12 protein-coding genes and 1 pseudogene are annotated in these 16,768 nt (G+C 61.5%); 7 read left to right on the forward strand and 6 right to left on the reverse strand.

The genetic code is table 11. From position 1 onward, the window contains the following. The first annotated feature begins 141 nt into the window (after positions 1-141). Complete coding sequence (locus OXG98_08390; GenBank protein MCY3772024.1) at positions 142-3,108, forward strand: TonB-dependent receptor; 2,967 nt, start codon at positions 142-144, stop codon at positions 3,106-3,108. A gap of 99 nt (positions 3,109-3,207) precedes the next feature. Here the strand turns inward: OXG98_08390 and OXG98_08395 are convergent, their stop codons facing one another. The 4 genes and pseudogenes from OXG98_08395 to OXG98_08410 all read right to left on the reverse strand — a co-directional run bounded on the left by OXG98_08395 (position 3,208) and on the right by OXG98_08410 (position 8,106). Continuing rightward, positions 3,208-4,791 (reverse strand): BCCT family transporter, encoded by a 1,584-nt coding sequence (locus tag OXG98_08395; GenBank protein MCY3772025.1) that lies wholly within the window; start codon positions 4,789-4,791, stop codon positions 3,208-3,210. 97 nt (positions 4,792-4,888) lie between these two features. Continuing rightward, positions 4,889-7,393 (reverse strand): CehA/McbA family metallohydrolase, encoded by a 2,505-nt coding sequence (locus OXG98_08400; protein ID MCY3772026.1) that lies wholly within the window; start codon positions 7,391-7,393, stop codon positions 4,889-4,891. Positions 7,394-7,477: 84 nt separating this feature from the next. Further along, entirely contained in the window at positions 7,478-7,819 is a 342-nt protein-coding gene (locus tag OXG98_08405; protein ID MCY3772027.1) for an STAS domain-containing protein, read from the reverse strand. Between the two features lie 95 nt (positions 7,820-7,914). Next, positions 7,915-8,106 (reverse strand): annotated as a pseudogene (locus OXG98_08410) (Rdx family protein). Positions 8,107-8,373: 267 nt separating this feature from the next. Here OXG98_08410 and OXG98_08415 point away from each other — a divergent pair. The 4 genes from OXG98_08415 (at position 8,374) to OXG98_08430 (ending at position 12,154) form a co-directional block, all read left to right on the forward strand. Further along, the gene (locus tag OXG98_08415; GenBank protein MCY3772028.1) at positions 8,374-8,568 is read left to right on the forward strand and encodes a twin-arginine translocase TatA/TatE family subunit; all 195 of its coding nucleotides are present in this window, start codon (positions 8,374-8,376) and stop codon (positions 8,566-8,568) included. A gap of 335 nt (positions 8,569-8,903) precedes the next feature. Further along, positions 8,904-9,623, forward strand: coding sequence for an RNA polymerase sigma factor (locus OXG98_08420; protein ID MCY3772029.1), 720 nt, complete (start codon positions 8,904-8,906; stop codon positions 9,621-9,623). Next, positions 9,620-10,615 (forward strand): zf-HC2 domain-containing protein, encoded by a 996-nt coding sequence (locus OXG98_08425; GenBank protein ID MCY3772030.1) that lies wholly within the window; start codon positions 9,620-9,622, stop codon positions 10,613-10,615. Before OXG98_08420 ends, OXG98_08425 begins: the two co-directional genes overlap by 4 nt. A gap of 30 nt (positions 10,616-10,645) precedes the next feature. Then, positions 10,646-12,154, forward strand: a complete 1,509-nt coding sequence (locus OXG98_08430) for a DUF4097 family beta strand repeat-containing protein (protein ID MCY3772031.1) — start codon at positions 10,646-10,648, stop codon at positions 12,152-12,154. A gap of 35 nt (positions 12,155-12,189) precedes the next feature. On the opposite strand, the gene OXG98_08435 is transcribed toward OXG98_08430, so the two are convergent. Next, positions 12,190-13,329, reverse strand: a complete 1,140-nt coding sequence (locus tag OXG98_08435; protein MCY3772032.1) for an alanine--glyoxylate aminotransferase family protein — start codon at positions 13,327-13,329, stop codon at positions 12,190-12,192. Positions 13,330-13,382: 53 nt separating this feature from the next. Then, a complete protein-coding gene (locus OXG98_08440) occupies positions 13,383-14,054 on the reverse strand; it encodes a tetratricopeptide repeat protein (GenBank protein MCY3772033.1) in 672 nt (223 codons plus the stop codon). A 343-nt stretch (positions 14,055-14,397) separates the two neighbouring features. Here OXG98_08440 and ilvB point away from each other — a divergent pair, with 343 nt between their 5' ends. Beyond that, entirely contained in the window at positions 14,398-16,137 is a 1,740-nt protein-coding gene (gene ilvB / locus OXG98_08445; GenBank protein ID MCY3772034.1) for a biosynthetic-type acetolactate synthase large subunit, read from the forward strand. Positions 16,138-16,205: 68 nt separating this feature from the next. Next, on the forward strand, positions 16,206-16,766 hold the full coding sequence (gene ilvN / locus OXG98_08450) for an acetolactate synthase small subunit (protein MCY3772035.1): 561 nt from the start codon (positions 16,206-16,208) through the stop codon (positions 16,764-16,766). Positions 16,767-16,768 lie beyond the last annotated feature (2 nt).

The following is a 16,768-nucleotide window of genomic DNA, read 5'->3' on the forward strand; positions in this document are numbered from 1 at the left end:
ATTATGAACTTTTGTAACGCAAGCATAAATCCTTAAATTCCTTGACATAATGGGAATTCTTACATATACTTTTAATCCAATTTCTTGCACCGTGAAATACGTAAGAAATCATAAAAATCTCACACATACAGGGGGACTATCATGCCCAGAATGAGCACGTGCTCGTATGCTTTCATGGTATTCGGCTGGCTCTGCCTAGCCGGGATGCCCTGCTCCACCGCGTTCGCCGATCAACAGGAAGACGCGGAGCTGGATTCCCTCTACATGCTGCCCGTGATCGAAGCGGAGGCGGTCGTCGTCACCGGTACGGCGGTCCGGGGAACCCCGATCGAACTCCCCTATGCCGTCGCCCGCATCGACCGCGAAGCGCTGACCGAACAGGGGTCGCCGTCCATGGTCGACCTGTTCAAGAACCTGAGTGCGAGCAACGGAGTCATCGGAGAGGCCAACAGCTGGTACAACGCGCAGTCGGGAGACATCCCGGAAACCGTGGCGAACGTCAACCTCCGCGGCCTTGGCGCTTCGCGCACCCTGGTGCTGCTCAACGGCCGCCGACAGACCTACGTTCCCGGCCGGCTCGTGGGGGGGCGGTTCGTCGACGTGAATGCCTTTCCCTCCGTCGCCATCGAACGGTTGGATATCCTGAAGGAAGGCGCGGGCGCCGTGTACGGATCGGATGCGATAGCGGGCGTCGCCAACTTTATCACGCGAAGCAGTTTCGAAGGGTTCGAGCTGGACGTATCCTATGACTATTTCGACTCCGCCGGAGACGCCCTGCTGGGCGGCATCTGGGGCGGTAGAGTCGGTGAGTCCAACCTGGTCGTATCCCTGGAACACAAGCGCCGCGGCAACCTGCGCGCCGAAGAGCGGGACTGGGCGCTGCGCCCCTTTCCAAACTACGGATGGGGCTGGTCCTGGTACGGCAATCCGGGGGCGTTCATCATACCGGACGGATTGCAGACGGATGAGAGCGTCCTGGCCGGGGAGCCTCGATTCGTGGATCCGGGCTGTTCAGGCCTGGGCGGGTACCAGGAAGACGCCAGTACCTGCCGCTTCCGCTACCAGCCTTGGGACAGCATCATCGAGAAACTTCAGCATACCAGGGGATTCGCCGAGTTGAACGGCTCATTCGGCGAGACGAACTATCACCTGGAAGCCCTCTACCACGACGCCCGGGTACCCGAATGGGAGACCACGCCGTCCTTTCCCCCTATCGCTTTCTATGACGGCGTACAGCAGGTGCGCGCCGACCACCCCGGACGCGTCGCCTTTGTAGCGGAAAACCCGACCTACACGAACGCCAAGGGGGTTACGCTGGACCTTACGGGAGACCAGCCCTGGTATTTCTTCGGCCGGCTGGTCGGCAATGCCGGTCCCGGACGCGTCCAGAGCCGGGAGTCCCGCACCCGCCGCCTCGCAGGCTCGCTCACGGGTCCGATCGGCGAGTCCAGCTTGAGCTATGACCTGGGTATTTCATACTCGGATACGAAGGGCACGGTACGCCAGCCCGCGGAGTACGCATACCGGAAATTCTTGGCTTTCCGCGGGTACGGCGGACCGAACTGCGGCGTCGCGGCCGTACTGGACCCGAACGCGCCTTCCGGTCTCGCACTCGGGACCATCCCCAGCGGCGTCTCTCCCGGAACCGGGAATTGCTCCTACTTCAACCCATTCAGCAACGGTATTCAGTTTTCGGCACAACCGGACGCTCCTTACACGGACAGCGCCAATCCGAGTTATCGGGCCGACTTGGCGCACAGCGCCGAGCTGATCGACTGGATCAACGAGAAAGTCGCCACAACCAGCGAGGCCAGCCTGCTGTCGATGGAAGCCATACTGAACGGCGTGATCAAAGAAGGCGTCGCCAGCTACGCCACGGGGTATCAGCTGCGCCGGGTCGATGTCTCCGCCGTGCCCAATGCGCCCGGCGACCTCTCCCGGAATCCCTGCCGCATACCGGGAGACACCAGCTGCGCGATCCAGACCGGGTCCTTTACCTTTACATCCGGGATCCATCCCTATGAAGCCAACCAGACGGTCCACACGGTATTCGCGGAACTGGCGCTCAAGCCCAACGCCTGGCTGGACAGCCAGGCGGCGCTTCATTTCGAGGATTACGGCTTCGCGAACAGCCTGGATCCCAAGATTTCGCTCAGGGCGCAGGTCAACGATTACCTGGCCCTGAGGGGCACGCTGCAGACCACGTTCCGAACGCCCTCGGTTGACGATCTGAACACGGACGTCGTCATCTACACGGATTACGTGGGACCGACGGACGCCTGGAAAGCCATCGAAAACCGCGGCGTCGAAGATCTCGAACCGGAAGAAGCGCTCACTTATAACCTGGGCGTCATCATCGAAAACGACACCGGTTTCGAAGTGACGGTGGACTACTGGAATTTCGATTTCAACAATCCCATCGGCGTCATCCCCCACTCCGCGCTGGCCGCGGCCTACGTGGACCCGTCGACCCGCGCCGCGGTGCAGGACCGGATCTACTGTCCCGGCAATCGAAACGACGGGAGCTGCGCCCCGGGCGACATGGAACGGATCCGAATCAATCACATCAACTGGCCCGGACTCAAGACCTCCGGAATCGACTGGCACATCGGTGGACGCCACGTGGTGGGCAGTGGCGCGATCGACGCCCACCTGGACGGGAGCTACACCCTGGACTATACCATCGAACCGCTCATGCACAACGGCGTGGAGATTGTCGCGGAAAACGAGGCCGTGGGATTCCTCAACGCGACCACTCCCCTCGCGCCGCCATTGCCTCCCCTGCGGCTGAACGCGTCCGTCGCATACCACTGGAGCGACTACAGCGCGATCGCCAGGGGACATTACATCTCGTCGTACGAGAACGGGGACTACTGGTTTGATACGGGGCCTTCGGGCGAAGACTGGACCCAGATCGACCCGTTCCTGACCTTCGACATGAACTTCCAGTGGCGGATACCCGATACCGGCGTGGTCGCCACCCTGTCCCTGTTCAACCTGGCCGACGCGGCGCCGCCGTATGTGAACCGGGAACTGGCCTTCGACGCGCTGACCCATGATCCGAAGGGACGCCGGATCAAGCTGGGGCTGACGTACCGGTTCAGGTAGGATGGATACGCGGAGCGTGTAAGACCGCTATACTTGCAGGAAGAAAACCGTTACTGAACAACAGGTGGGCGGGCCTTCGCGGGCTCGCCCATTGCTTGTTCAGGACCCGTGGTCCTGCTTCAGCCACCTGATGAAGGAAAGGGTCATCAGGACCAGCACGGCAATCAGGGGAATCGCCACGATCAGCGAGGCCGACTGTACCGCCCTCAGGCTCTCCGTCCCTCCGACGAACATCAGCGACAGCGACACGAAGCTGAGCATGACCGCCCAGAAGCACCGGTGCCACCGCGCCGGCTCCCGCACTTCGGCCTGTTCCCGGGTCGCCACCGACGCCAGGATATAGGACGCCGAATCCAGCGTGGTGGCGGCGAAGATGATGGCGAGGGTCACGAAAACCAGCAGGAGCGGCACGGCGAAGGGAAGTACCCGGTCTCCCACGGCGACGACTGTGGCGATGATCGCCTCCGGAGTCAGGTTGCGCGCGACCAGGCCGGTGAGGTCCTGCGATCCTTCCAGCTGCAGGAACAGGCTGGTGTTGCCGAGCACCGCGAAGAACATCCAGCAGCCCAGCGAGCCGCCGATGATCTCCGCGCCGATCAGTTCACGGATCGTCCGGCCCCTGGAGATCCGCGCCACGAACAGCCCCATGAACGGTGCGAAGGCGATCCACCACGCCCAGTAGAAAATGGTCCACTGTTCCGAGAACGTCCCGGCGGACGCCGGACCGGACTCTCCCGCAGCCGCCGAGATCATGGATTCCGCCTTGGCGACGGGTTCCAGGTAGAAGCTCATCTTGATGAAGTTCTGCACCAGCAGCCCGATGCTGTTGGTGAACGTGTCGATGATGAACAGCGTGGGACCGGCGAGGAAGACGAAGGCCAGCAGCGCGATGGTGAGCCAGAGGTTGAACCGGCTCAGCATGCGGATGCCCCGTTGCAGCCCGGTATAGACGCTGACGCCGAAGATGACGCCCAGGGTGCTCACCACCGCCGCGTCCAGCCAGAACCCCCTTTCCACGCCCAGCAGTTCCGACAGGCCCGCCGAAATCATGGGCGTGCTCAGGCCGATGGACGTCCCGACCCCTCCGAGCAGGCCGAACATGAACATCATGTCGATGAACTTGCCCGGCAGGCTCCGCGCGGCCCGCTCGCCGATCACGCCTTCGCAGGCCGCCGACATGCGCAGGATGGGCCGCCCGCGGTTCCAGAAGAGGTAGGCCAGGGGCAGCGTCGGGATGCAGTAAATGGCCCAGGCGGTGAATCCCCAGTGAAACAGTCCGTAGGTCGCCGCCCACTCCGTGGCCGCCCTGGATCGCGGTTCGAGCCCGAAGGGCGGGTTCGTGTAGTAGTATACCCACTCGATGGTGCCCCAGTAGAGGACGCTGGCGCCGATGCCGGCGCAGAAGATCATGGCGATCCAGCTGACCAGGGAGAATTCGGGCCTGGCGTCGGGTCCGCCGAACCGCACGTTGCCGTATTTGCCGAGGGCGTAGTAGACGAGGAGCGCGAAGGCGGCGATCGTGAACCAGAGATAGGCCCACCCCAGGACCCGGGTCAGCCAGCCGAAGGCCGCGCTCAACAGGGCTTCCCCCTCGACGGGAAACAATACCAGGGGTACCGATACGCCTGTGATGAGCGGCAACGCGACCCAGAAGATCACCCGGTCGACTCTGGGTCCGTGCATGTTGTCCTCTCCGATCGGGATATGCGGGCGGGATGCCCGCCTCGACGCTCAATACGGGATGTTCGTCCCGACGCTCAATGCGGGCCCGCGCCGACGCTCAATGCGGGATGTTCAATTCGTGCATGCGCCTGTGGATGGCTTCGCGCGCCTGCCGGTACGGCGCTTCGAGGAACGCTTCGTGATCGTCCCCTCCGTGATGGTGGGTGGTCGTACCCGGCTTATGCTGCCAGCTGCGGCGCTTGATGTAGGACAGGCCGCCTTCGATCAAGCTCAGCATGTACTGGGCGTTTTCCAGGTCGAACAGCCAGTAGGGCCCGCCGCAGGCCACGTATACCGGCGAAGTGTGGGCCATGATGCCCCGGCGCCAGCCGTCGTGATGCGGTATGCTCGTGTAGTTCGGCCCGGCGCACCGCGCCGCCAGCCATGTATGGCCTTCGATCTTGAGGGAAGTCTTCAGCGACAGGCTGCGGGTGCCCTTGTGTTCCTCGGTCGAGGCGACCACCCGGCCCTGCTGCACGATCTCCAGCGTATGAATGGGGAGCGTCGAATCCGCCGACGCCTCGATCTCGACCGCCCCGCCGTTCCCGGGCAGATTCGCCGTGTCGCCGACCGGCTGGCCGTTCACCGTGAACCGGATGATGGGCCCCGCGCTCAGGAAGGTATTGCCGCCGCGCAGCGCCTTGCACCAGTTGTCGTAGGTAAAGGGCTCGTCCGGCGGGATGTAGGCATAGGTCCGGTAGATCCCCACCGGTACGTCGCTGGACATCTTGTCCGTCCCGCCCGCAAGGGGCAGCCTGTAGCCGCAGTTCAGGTACCGGTAGTACTCCAGATGGTTGTACTCGCTGTGGACCAGCATCTCCACGGCGTCGGCGCGGTCCGTGGCGATGAGCACCGCCGGTTCGCAGTTGGGATTGGGGATATGGGGGATCACGACTGTTCCGCCCTGCGCATGGCACGCGTCGGCCCAGTACGACAGGGTGGTTTCCAGGTTGCCGCCCAGTTCGGCTTCACCCGGACCGTCCGAGCACCACGGCATGACCGGTTCCTTCAGGCCCAGGAGCGACAGGTGGCCCAGGATGTGCTGCCGGTTCTCCTGCGTGGCGTATACAATCGTATCGCCATCCGGCGCCACGTTCGCCGATCCGGTGAACTCCTCCGTGTTCGTGAAAAGGCCGCCCCATTGGGAGAGCAGAAGATTGACCACGTTCAGGTCTTCTCCGCGGGCCTCGAGCTGGGCGCCCTGGGTGGAGAGGAAATGCACGTGGGTGTCGCCGCTGAAGTACCGCTGAGCGTTCAGATCGGCCCACCGCTTCAGCCGAAGGGTCAGCTCGCGCTGCCCGGGTTCGATCGTGACGCGCTGGCGAATCGGCTCGTACTCGAAGCCGCGGGCCACGTCCACGTGCACCTCGCCCCGGGGCAGCCAGCCCTGGCACTTTCCGTCGATGTAGGCGTAGGACATCTGTCCCAGCCGGACATCGCCGCCCACGTCCACGTGCCACGTGTCCAGGTTCGAATTCACGTGGGCGTGGTGGCCGTGAGGCGCGTAGGGAACGCCCTTCGCCGAGCGGAAGTGGACGCGGCACGGGACGGGAAGGCCCGTATCGTCGTCCAGCACCGTGGTATGCACCCAGTTCCGGCCCGTATCGACGACCTCGAATCGCACCCGGGGCGTCTCCACGGCCTCGTTCGCTTCCAGCTCGCCCCAGTTGGCCGACCCGACCTCCTCGCCGTCCTGTTTCACGGTCACCGTGGCCGACGGCGTACCGGCCACGGCCACGTGGGCGGGACTCGAGCGTGTGTTGTCCGCCTGCCCCCAGCCCCGGTGGGAGTCGTTCATGAACGCTTCGTCCACCTGCCCGGGCAACGGATAGGCGTAGGTCGCGTAACCCCGGTCCACCTCCACGTCCAGGCTGAAGGGCTTCCCGGCGTCTTCCGGGTCCTTTAACTCGATCTGGACGTCCCGGGCGGCCCACCGGCAGATCGGATCCTCGTCGACATGCCCCAGGGTGATGGCGGCCACGACGAAAGGCGGGCCTTCCGGTATGATTTCGATGGATTGGATTTTACGGTCGGGGCGGGGATTGCGCCAGGCCCAGAGGTAGTACCCCAGAGGCCATCCCTGCTCGGCTTCCGTCTGCCGGCGGCCAGCGTCGTTCCAATCGCCGCCCGACCGGTCGTAGGTCGTCGGCTTCTGGTCGGGAACGCACAGGAAGGGATACTGTCCCCAGGGCAGCGGCATGTAGCCGATCTCGAACCGCTCGCGTATCGTCACCGATTCGTCCTGCCCGTCGTCCCAGGTGAAGCGGTACGCGGCCACGGGAATAGCGATCGGTCCGCCGGCCATGATCTCCGACCGGATCACCGCGTGGGCGAAGATCACGTTGACCGCGGAACTGCCGATTGGTATCTCGACGGGATCGACCGGACAGCCCACCTGTGAACCGAAGCCGATGAAGCAGTCGGAATCCGCGGCTCCGTCGCCGATCTGAAACGGCAGGCCGTAAAAGGTCTGCGATCCGAGCGACGGGTCCGCTATGGAATCGTAGACTTGCCGATTCGTGTTGTAGCTGGAAGTGAGATCCAGCGGTTGATAGTCCGGCATGGGGCCTCGCGCACCGGTTACGCAACCGGCTACATCGTCAGGCGTGCAAGGTTACAGTACGTCTTCGTGCAGGCTACCGAAACGTCAGGCGTGCAGGCTTTCCACAGCGGCATCTACATCATCGTAGGTCTTGAAGACGGTGTGAAGCCTGGTAATCCGGAACAGATGATCCAGGCGGTCGTTCACGCCCGTAAGCGCCATCTCTCCTGATCTGGATCTGATCTTCTTCATGGCGGCGATCAGCGAACCCAGTCCCGAACTGTTCATGATGGGCACGCCAGCCAGATCGGTAACGAAGCGCGTGCAGCCGCGGGTCAGGGCCTCGTCGATCATGCGGTCCAGTTCGATGCTGTCGTCCTCTTCCCACAACCTGCCCTCGATACGCAGTACGGCGATCTCGTTTTCCAGTGAAACGTCAATATTCATACCCACCTCTATGCTCCGGCCACACCGCCGCGGCAGCACGCGGCCCACACCGGAAGGACTGACTCTCGGATCCAGTTCGGGTGTCTAGCGCTGTTTCAGCCGGCGATCAGCGCCTCGATGGCGCCCTTGATCTCCTCGTACTCGGGAAACCGGTCCGTTTCCAGCTTGGAAAAGACCTGCTCGTCATCGACAGTTACCTCGAACTTGCCCCCACCGGAGGGCACGAGCTGCAACTGCCCTATGTCGTGTTTGTAGTACTCCAGCAGCTTCACCGCCAGCCCGGCGGCGTCTTTTTCATAGCTTCAGTCGGCGCAGTAGACGATACGTACAATCACCGTTTCCTCCTTGAACGAATGAGCCGCCTTCAAGTCGTCATTACGTTACTAAGAATAAATAAACGCTCAACGTGCGCAATGGCAAGGAATCTAAAACCGCACTTCCGGGAGATCGGTCCGTCCACCATTCAAGCCGTGCGACGGGACCGGAAAACTATACATTGCCGCTTGACAAGACCTGCCGATAACGGTATTCTCAAGAACGAGGAGGTGATTTACATGCTCGGAAGTTTCGGCACGACAGAACTGATTATCATTCTCGTGATCGTCATGGTTCTCTTCGGTGCGAAGAAGCTCCCTGAGTTGGCTAAGGGCCTGGGCCAGGGAATCAACGAGTTCAAGAAAGCACAGAAGAAAGAACCTGCCGAAGAGAATCAGAATACCTCGGGTACGTCCGCCTCCAAGGACGCCTGACGCTTGTGGTAACGAGTTGCAGGCAATCGGAAGAGTTCGCGCTGTCGCAGGATTCGTGGTACGGGATCCCCACCGCCGGGTGGTTGCGCCAGCCAATCATGCGTGGCCGCGGACACCTCGCCAGACCCTTCCGATCCCACCTGCGGATACGGGAAACGACAAACCCCGAGACCCCTTGCCTGGACCAATCGCTCGTTTGCCCGGTCTGAAGAACTCCCGGGCGGCAATCCGCGCGGCCTTCTCCGGGAAACTGCGCCAGACACCGCGCAATTTCTCTTCTGACTTTGCCTCCCTTTTTTTAAAAAAAGCGCAGTATCCCCCAACCAAGTCGATACATGCGCGGTCTCATTAACAGCAGGCGACCTGTTCATGTACCGCGCTACCAGGTGACCGTCGTGGAAACCGCCCGGAAACTCGACAGCCGAATCGAACCGGCCCACCAGGAAGGCGACATGGAATTTGATGCGGCAAGAGGTCGTACGGACCTGGACGACCGCGCGTTGATTCTCCAGGCCAGGGGCGGCGACATGAGGGCCCTGGAAAAACTCGTCTACCGGTATGACGAGAAGGTGCTGTCCATGGCCGTGTCCTTCGTGGGGAACATGGACGACGCGAAGGATGTTTACCAGGAAGTGTTCATACGGGTATTCAAGGCGCTGCCCAAATTCGAATTCAGAAGCCGGTTCTCCACCTACCTGTACCGGATCGTTACCAATGTCTGCCTCACGCACAGAACCAAGCACGGGAAGAACCGCTTCGTGTCCATCGAAGAAAACGCCGCGGAAGACACCGGGCATGGCCGAAACGGCGTTTTACCGATTGCTCCCGACCAGACGGACGCCGCGGCCATCAACAACGAGCTCTCGGCGCGTATCCGGGCGGCCGTCGGCGCCCTTTCTCCCCGGCAGCGCACCGTGTTCGTCCTGCGGCACCACGAAGGATTCAAATTGAGAGAAATCGCCGGGATCATCGAATGCACCGAAGGCGCAGTGAAGAAGTACCTGTTCGATGCCACCCGAAGGCTGCGCGAACAACTAAAGGATATAGCGTCATGAAAGAGGATAAGAGCCAGTCTCACGAGAAATGGGAGGAATGGCTGGAACTCTCCCAGTACGGTGAATTGTCCGCCACGGATCAGCGGCAGCTGGACGATCATCTCGCATCCTGTGACCGGTGCCGGGCGTTTCGGGCCCGCCTGGAAGATTTCAGGCTCATGATAGAAGACGCCACTCCTCCCCGGCCTGGAGCAGCCGACCTTCGGGAGGCCCGCGGTAACCTGTGGTCCGCGGTGACGCTGAGCCGCCCGGAATCCAGTTCCACTAAGGAGTGGATAGATCGCTTTCTCGATGGCCTGCAACGGCTTACGTTCACCGCATATCCTTCCTGGCGCTCCGTGCTCGGCGGCGCAATGCTGTTGTTCGTCGGCTTGGTGGCAGGCTACTATCTGGCCATTCAAGGAGACCGTACCATCGGATTCGCGGGGCCGGGCATAGACCAGACGGACCTGTTGAACAACGACGACGTGGCCATATCCAATGTCCGGTTCGTGGATTCGGACGTTTCCGACGGCACGCTGGGACTCCGGTTCGAAGCCGTCCGTCCCGTACAGATCATGGGACCGGTCGACGATCCGGATATACAACGCGTACTCACCTTTGCCGTGCTCAATGAGCAGAACCCCGGCGTCAGGCTTCGGGCGGTGAACGCCGTGAGTGCTTCCGAACGCCTTCATTCGGATCACGAGATCAGAGACGCCCTCGTCACCGCCCTGAAAACCGATTCGAACGCCGGGGTCCGCGGCGAGGCGTTCAACGCGCTCTCCCGGTATCCCTTCGACGGGGAAATCAGGGACGCCATGATCCATACGCTGGTCTTCGACGAAAACCCGGCCCTCAGAATTAACGCGATCAACCGGCTGCAGGAGCAGGTGCCGGCCCCATTCGACGAGAACCTGGAAAGGGTTCTCAGGACCAGGATGGTTCTCGACGAGAACGCATATATCCGTACGAAAGCAAGGACCGTACTGGGCAACCTGTCCGCACCGTAACGGGAAGCGGCCTACAGAGGAGTATCAATCATGAGACTGCTGATCTGTACTTTCGGCGTCTTGCTGTTTGCGCAGCAAGCCCTGGCGTTCACGGAGGATCAGAACCGAGCTACGGGGAACCGGTCGGAGACCTTCCAGGTGGAAAGGGACGGACGGCTCGACCTGAACACCCGGGCGGGCGATATCACGATCTCCACGTGGAATAAAAGCGAAGCGGTCGTTACCGTACAGGGAATCCCTTCACGCAGCGCTCATGATCTCAGGATACGTTACGAAGGAGGCATTCTGCGCGTAGATTACGACCCGAGATCTTCTAGATACACGATAAACCGAAGAAACGGGCTGCGTTTCAAGATCGACCTGCCCGCGGCGTTCGACCTGGACCTGCGTACCGGCGGTGGCGATATCGAAGTGGTGGGCGACCTGACCGGCGACGTGAGGAGTCATACTTCCGGCGGCGACGTTACGCTCCGGGATATCGGCGGTGAAGTGGAGTTGTCCACCTCCGGCGGAGACATCCGGGTGGGCACGGTTGGCGGCGACGTTCACCTGCAGACGTCGGGCGGCGACATCCGGGTCAAGAAGGCGTCGGCCGATTTGGACGTCCAGACTTCGGGCGGCGATATCCGGATCGGCCAGGTCGGCAATACGCTGGAAGCCCAGACTTCCGGTGGGGACATCACCATTGAGTACGTAGGCGGCAAAGCCCGGATCACGACCTCCGGCGGCGATATCGAGATCGGCGAACTTTCCGGAAACGCCCGAATCACCACGGCCGGCGGCGACATCGAGCTGCGCAACGCGAAGGGTGAATTGCAGGTGAAAACCGCCGGGGGCGAGTTGGAGCTTCTGAACGTAACGGGGTCGATCGACGCCCGTACCGCGGGCGGCGATGTCCTGGCCGAAATCATCCCGGAAGGTACCAAGGACAGCTCGCTCATCTCGGCAGGCGGCGACATCGTACTCTACGTGGACCCGAAGGCCAAGGCGACCATCGAAGCCCGGATCCACGTCGAGACGTGGTTTGGCTTTGGCCGAGGGGCTGAGGTCATTGGTCCCGGTGGAGACCCCCAGGCTGTCTTTTCACCGAGGTTCGAAACCATCGAACTCGATCAACCGGTCACGGAGATCGACGAGGAAAAGTTGAAGGAGATTATTGAAAAGATCACAAAGAACATAGAAGTAGCGGTTTCGCGTAGCATGGACCGGGCAGAGATGTCAGCTGAAGAACTGCAACGGATGTTGAAAGAGGCCCAACGGGAATTGCAGGCTGCCCAAAGGGAGTTGCAGGCTGCCCAGCGGGAATCCTTAAATAAACGAATAAAGTCGTTTATAGAAACCCCGGATATCCCTGCTCCTAACACCGCCGATGATAGTTCGCTGCGGTACAAGATCAGGTCCGATTTCGAAGCGGAGCGCAAACATGTAAACGGGAAAAAGGGGGAGATCAGTGCAACGTATAGGCTCAACGGCGGGGGAAACAGGATCTGGCTGGAAACCAGCGAAGGCAACATAGAGATCCGCGAACTGAATAACTGAATATCAAGTGAAACCACTCGCGGGTCGTCAGTCCTTTATACAGTCTCCCGAATAACCCGCTCCGCCGCGGCGACGCCCGCACCGGAATCGAATTCGTACCCGAGTTGGCTTAGGCCGTGCTCGAGGGCTGTAAGGGCGACGATCATGTCCGACGGAGCCACGTTGTAGCCCAGATGGGCGATGCGAATGTACTTGCCCCTGTAGTGATCCATCCCGTTGGCGATGGTCACGCCGCACTCCTGCCTGATCGTCTTCAGCAAATCTGAACCGTCGATTCCCGTCGGCATGACAACCGAGGTCAGCACGTTGGACGGCCTGCGCGCGAAGAGATCCAGGCCGAGGGCCGCGACGCCCGCGCGGGTCACCAGGGCGTTTCGCTCGTGAATCCGGTAGATTTCCTCCAGGCCGAGTTCCGTCATCATCCTCAGCGACTCGGCCAGTCCCATAAGCAGCGATACGGCCGGCGTATAGGGCGTCAGTCCCTTCGCGAACGAATCGCGGGCCCGTTTCAGGTTCAGATAGTAGGAAGGTTGTCGATTGCCTTCGATACGCTGCCACGCCCGCTTGCTGACGCTGATGAACGAAAGCCCGGGCGGGATCATGAGCGCCTTCTGCGATCCGGTGAGGGCTATGTCGACGTGCCAGTCGTCCGTCCTGAGCTCGTTGGCGCCCAGGCCGCTGATCGCGTCGACGATAAAGTAGCAGCCGTGGTTGCGGGCGACGTGGCCCAGCGCTTCGATATCGTGGAGCACCCCCGTGGACGTTTCGCTGTGGGTGGCCAGCACGGCCTCGAAAGGTCCCTCTTCCCCCAGGACACGGTCGATTTCATCCGGATCCGCCGCCCTGCCCCACTCCACCTCGAATGGCAGCGCGTCCAGACCGAAGGTCTCGCACAGTTCAACCCATCTTCCGCCGAACTTCCCTCCGCTCACCGCAAGCACCCGGTCTCCCGGGGACAGCAGGTTGACGACCGCGGCCTCCATGGCGCCGCTGCCGGATGCCGTGAGCACGAGCACGTCGTTCTCCGTTTGAAAGACATGCTGAAGGTCCGCCGTGACCCGCCTGAGCAGATCGCTGAATTCGCTGGAACGGTGGGTGAGGATCGGTTCCGACATCTTCTGGACGACACGATCGGGAACCGGCGTGGGTCCGGGAGCGAAGTTGGTTGCCTTCACGCGATCTCCATTAGAGTGCGGTATATGTGGGGCTGGAGCGCGGCCAGGGGAGGTTAGAGCGCAGTCAACGCGATCCGGGCATCCCGGGCATAAGGCGTGGATTCGTAGGTTTCGACGACGCGGTCGTAAAGGGCCCTGGCCTGGTCCTTCTGTTCCGCGGCCGTGTAACACCTCGCGGCGTCGAGCAGAAAACCCGGGGCAAGGTAGCTGTCCGGGGCTTCCTCCGCCAGGTCGAGGTACTGACGGGCCGCCTCCCCGTACTTCTCCTCCTCTTCGTCGCAGGCGGCAAGGCCCGAACGGGCGGTCACCTCGTACATGGCGTCCTCGCCTCCGTATTCGTCCAGGTACGCTTGATAGTTCATACGCGCCTTTTCGAAGTCGCCCGTCTGGAAACAGGCATTGGCCAGTTCAATCGTCGCCTCGGGCGCAAGGGCGGTCCCGCCGAACTCGTTCACGACCCGCTCGAATATGGGAATGGCGTCTTCATAGCGGTTGTCGTCCATGGCCGTCTGGCCCGGCGCGAACACCCTGCCCGCCTCGACCAGGTCGCCGACCTGCTTGTTTGACCAGTAATACCAGCCTGCCACCAGGGCAACCACCAGAACGACGGCCGCGGCAAGCGATTTCCAATGTTTATCGATCTCGTTGCTTAATTCATACAGCCACAGTATGAATCGGTCTTCCTTCATCTCACGACGGCTGATGCGCCGTCTCGTTCTTGCCATCGAACCGTTCCTCCAAGATGTTCGTTGCGTAAAGCCGCAGGTTGAAATCCGGTGCAACCCGCACTGGTCAAACTTCGTAACCCGCGCTGGTCAAACGTCGAGAATCACGCTGCTTAAACGTCGAAACGACAGGGTTCCGACCTTGTTGCAAAGCCTAGAACATATAAGAGAATCAGGGCTTTTCGTCAAGGGGTTTCTAAGGAGTTTTAACTTGACAACAGGTGCCTTTGGCTTATTTTACGAGGCACAAGTTGGGTTTTTGAACACGACGAAATCCAGCCGGTTTCGTGAAGGGTATATCACGTCCTGCGCGGGATGTCCGCGTTTAATAAGGAGACGGTCGATGAAACTGTCGGGTGCTGAAATTGTCATAGAGTGTCTTAAGAAAGAAGGGGTCGATGTCGTTTTCGGATATCCCGGCGGCGTGGTGATCCCGACTTATGACGTAATTCAGCGCACCACCGGCCTGAAGCATATCCTCGTGCGCCACGAGCAGGGCGCGACCCACATGGCGGACGGCTATGCGCGGGCGACCGGCAAGCCCGGCGTGGTCCTCGTCTCCTCCGGCCCGGGTGCCACCAACACGGTAACCGGCATCGCGACCGCGTACATGGATTCGATCCCGATGATCGTGATCACGGGACAGGTACCGGTACACCTGATCGGCAACGACGCCTTCCAGGAGTCGGACACTGTGGGCATCACCCGGCCGATCACGAAACACAACTTCCTGATCAAGGAAACCGAAGACATCGCGCAGGTGTTCGCCGAAGCGTTCCATATTGCGACCACGGGGAGGCCCGGCCCCGTCCTGATCGACGTGCCCAAGGACGTCCAGATCGGGGAAGCCGAGTTCGCCTACCCGGAACGGCCGGACATCCGCGGATACAAGCCCCGGACCGAAGGACATCCGAAGCAGATCCGCAAGGCGGCGGAGATGCTCACCTCGGCCAGGAAACCGGTGATCTACGTCGGCGGCGGCGCGATCATCTCCGAGGCGTCGGAGGAAATCCGTACGCTGGCCCGCAAGCTCAACGCGCCGGTGACCACGACGCTGATGGGACTCGGCGCCTACCCGGAAAGCGATCCGCTTTCGCTCAAGATGCTCGGCATGCACGGCACCTGGTATGCGAATACCGCCGTGATGATGTGCGACCTGCTGGTCTGCATCGGCGCCCGCTTCGACGACCGGGTGACCGGCAAGCTGGAGGAGTTTTCGCCCAATTCGAAGAAGATCCACATCGACATCGATCCGTCGTCCCTCAACAAGAACGTGCGGGTGGACCTCCCCATAGTGGGCGACGTTAAGCGGGTGCTGCAGCAGTTGGTTCCCCTGGTGGAACGGGCCGATACGGCCGAGTGGCTCCAGCAGATCGAGGAATGGAAGCGCGACCACCCGCTGACCTACGCGAACACGATCGGGCTCCACGAAGAAGGCCTGGAGGGCGTCGACCGGGAGACCGTCGAGAAGGAGACGGATCACCTGCCGCTTTGCGCCCAGTACGCCATCGAGCGGATCGGGCAGCTCACGAAGGGTGAGGCTTACGTGGTCACCGACGTCGGCCAGCACCAGATGTGGGCGGCCCAGTGGTACGGCTTTTCCAACCCAAGATCGATGATCACCTCCGGCGGGCTCGGTACCATGGGCTTCGGACTGCCCGCGGCGATCGGCGCCCAGTTCGCCTTTCCCGACCGTGAGGTCATCGTGTTTTCCGGCGACGGCAGCATCCAGATGAACATCCAGGAAATGGCCACGGCCGTGGCCTGCGGACTGCCCATCAAGATCGTGCTGCTGAACAACGGCTACCTCGGCATGGTGCGCCAGTGGCAGGAGCTGTTTTACGCACAGCGTTACTCGGAGGTGGACCTGCGTGATTCCAACCCGGATTTCGTGAAACTGGCGGAGGCCTACGGCGCCGTGGGAATCAGGGTCTTTAAGGATGAGGACGTGGAAGGCGCCTGGCTCGAGGCCAGTAAGGTCAAGGACCGGCCCGTGATGCTCGACATGGTAATCGCCGAAGAAGGCAACGTGTATCCCATGATCCCCGCTGGGGCGGCGTCCCACGAGATGATCGAGGAATAGCAGAAGCATAACCGAGGAATAAGAGGCCGGGAGGATGAGAACGATCCCGGCAAGGAGCGGATTGTACCATGGCACGCCATACCATATCCATGGTGGTTGAAAACCGGTTCGGGGTCCTGGCCCGCATCTCCGGGCTGTTCAGCGGACGGGGTTTCAACATCGACAGCATCGCCGTCGGCGAAGCCGCCGAACCCGGCACGGCGCGTATGACCATCGTCTCGCAGGGCGACGAGATGATCATCGAACAGATCATCAAGCAGTTGAACCGGCTGGTGGACGTGATCCGGGTGGTGGACCTGACCGGCGAGAACTACATCAACCGCGAACTCGCCCTGATCAAGGTCAACGCCAACCAGTCCACGCGGCAGGAACTCGTGCAGATCGCGGACATCTTCAAGGCGAAAATCGTCGACATCAACCAGAAGACGATCATGCTGGAAGCCACGGGCAACGAGGACAAGATCGACGCCATCATCAGCATGGTGCGGCCCTTCGGCGTGCGGGAAATCGCACGGACCGGCCGGGTGGCGCTGGCCCGTGAATCGGCAAGCAAGGATACGCCGTCACCGGAAGCCCCTCTTCCCGTCTGGGAGAAGGAACGCAAGAAGATCACCGCCGACCTGGCCTGAAC

Source organism: Gemmatimonadota bacterium (assembly GCA_026706345.1).
Classification (GTDB): Bacteria; JAAXHH01; JAAXHH01; order JAAXHH01; family JAAXHH01; genus JAAXHH01.

What these genes read in the sequence shown, in the direction of transcription:
- OXG98_08390 (MCY3772024.1), top strand. Translation starts at nt 142, where the DNA reads ATGCCCAGAATGAGCACGTGCTCGTATGCTTTCATGGTATTCGGCTGG.
- OXG98_08395 (MCY3772025.1), bottom strand. Translation starts at nt 4,791, where the DNA reads ATGCACGGACCCAGAGTCGACCGGGTGATCTTCTGGGTCGCGTTGCCG.
- OXG98_08400 (MCY3772026.1), bottom strand. Translation starts at nt 7,393, where the DNA reads ATGCCGGACTATCAACCGCTGGATCTCACTTCCAGCTACAACACGAAT.
- OXG98_08405 (MCY3772027.1), bottom strand. Translation starts at nt 7,819, where the DNA reads ATGAATATTGACGTTTCACTGGAAAACGAGATCGCCGTACTGCGTATC.
- OXG98_08415 (MCY3772028.1), top strand. Translation starts at nt 8,374, where the DNA reads ATGCTCGGAAGTTTCGGCACGACAGAACTGATTATCATTCTCGTGATC.
- OXG98_08420 (MCY3772029.1), top strand. Translation starts at nt 8,904, where the DNA reads ATGCGCGGTCTCATTAACAGCAGGCGACCTGTTCATGTACCGCGCTAC.
- OXG98_08425 (MCY3772030.1), top strand. Translation starts at nt 9,620, where the DNA reads ATGAAAGAGGATAAGAGCCAGTCTCACGAGAAATGGGAGGAATGGCTG.
- OXG98_08430 (MCY3772031.1), top strand. Translation starts at nt 10,646, where the DNA reads ATGAGACTGCTGATCTGTACTTTCGGCGTCTTGCTGTTTGCGCAGCAA.
- OXG98_08440 (MCY3772033.1), bottom strand. Translation starts at nt 14,054, where the DNA reads ATGGCAAGAACGAGACGGCGCATCAGCCGTCGTGAGATGAAGGAAGAC.
- ilvB (MCY3772034.1), top strand. Translation starts at nt 14,398, where the DNA reads ATGAAACTGTCGGGTGCTGAAATTGTCATAGAGTGTCTTAAGAAAGAA.
- ilvN (MCY3772035.1), top strand. Translation starts at nt 16,206, where the DNA reads ATGGCACGCCATACCATATCCATGGTGGTTGAAAACCGGTTCGGGGTC.